The sequence below is a fragment of the Paenibacillus gyeongsangnamensis genome (assembly GCF_027533625.1).
Lineage (GTDB): Bacteria > Bacillota > Bacilli > Paenibacillales > NBRC-103111 > Paenibacillus_G > Paenibacillus_G gyeongsangnamensis.
In genome coordinates, this window is sequence record NZ_JAQAGZ010000069.1 from 1 (window position 1) to 1,153 (window position 1,153).

At 51.3% G+C, this 1,153-nt stretch carries 2 tRNA genes and 3 rRNA genes; all 5 read left to right on the forward strand.

The features are described from left to right. A 16S ribosomal RNA gene (locus tag O9H85_RS37370) occupies window positions 1–201 on the forward strand; the annotation flags it as partial. Window positions 202–303: 102 nt separating this feature from the next. Continuing rightward, window positions 304–420 (forward strand): 5S ribosomal RNA (rrf, locus tag O9H85_RS37375). Window positions 421–506: 86 nt separating this feature from the next. After that, window positions 507–583, forward strand: a tRNA-Ile gene (locus O9H85_RS37380). 83 nt (window positions 584–666) lie between these two features. Next, a tRNA-Ala gene (locus O9H85_RS37385) sits at window positions 667–742 on the forward strand. 201 nt (window positions 743–943) lie between these two features. After that, window positions 944–1,153: ribosomal RNA gene (locus O9H85_RS37390) — 23S ribosomal RNA — on the forward strand; the annotation flags it as partial.

The following is a 1,153-nucleotide window of genomic DNA, read 5'->3' on the forward strand; positions in this document are numbered from 1 at the left end:
TGCTAGTAATCGCGGATCAGCATGCCGCGGTGAATACGTTCCCGGGTCTTGTACACACCGCCCGTCACACCACGAGAGTTTACAACACCCGAAGTCGGTGGGGTAACCGCAAGGAGCCAGCCGCCGAAGGTGGGGTAGATGATTGGGGTGAAGTCGTAACAAGGTAGCCGTATCGGAAGGTGCGGCTGGATCACCTCCTTTCTATGGAGTCCATGCTGCCTGCAGGGCAGCGGACATAAAGCAACCTCACGGTTGAAACGCACTCACTCGTGTTCAGTTTTGAAAGGGTAATGCCTTTCAATGTTTGGTGATGATGGCGGAAGGGAACCACGCGTACCCATCCCGAACACGACCGTTAAGCCTTCCAGCGTCGATGGTACTTGGACCGAAGGGTCCTGGGAGAGTAGAACGTCGCCAAGCAAGCCCACCAAGGGTGGGCTTTTCTTATGAAACCTTTTTGTTATACCTTGCATAGGATAGTTGGGTGTTCAGCCCGATGCATGCGAGGGCCCTTAGCTCAGCTGGTTAGAGCGCACCCCTGATAAGGGTGAGGTCGGTGGTTCGAGTCCACTAGGGCCCACCATAACTGAATAGTGAAAAGATCGGGGTTCCCGAAAAGTATTCGGAAAAACCTCAGAGCTTCTCTTCACTTTTTGGGGCAAATTTGGGCCCATAGCTCAGCTGGGAGAGCGCCTGCCTTGCAAGCAGGAGGTCAGCGGTTCGATCCCGCTTGGGTCCACCAAAAGCTACCGCTTGAATGATATGAGCGCGTATGTTAAGATGTTTTTTGTCACTTAAAAAATGACAATGACTTGTTCCTTGAAAACTGGATATCGAAACAAAGTAACAATAGCTGAAGTATCTGAAATGCTTTATGCTTACCGATGTTCGCTAACGAAGCATTTATGCTTCTGAAGCAAGCAATTCTGACGAATTGCTCTGAGGTTAAGCTAATAAGAGCACACGGAGGATGCCTAGGCACCAGGAGCCGAAGAAGGACGTGGCGAACAACGATAACGCCTCGGGGAGCCGTAAGCAGGCTTTGATCCGGGGATGTCCGAATGGGGGAACCCGGCTGCGGTAATTCGCAGTCACTTACTACTGAATACATAGGTAGTAAAGAGGCAGACGAGGGGAACTGAAACATCTAAGT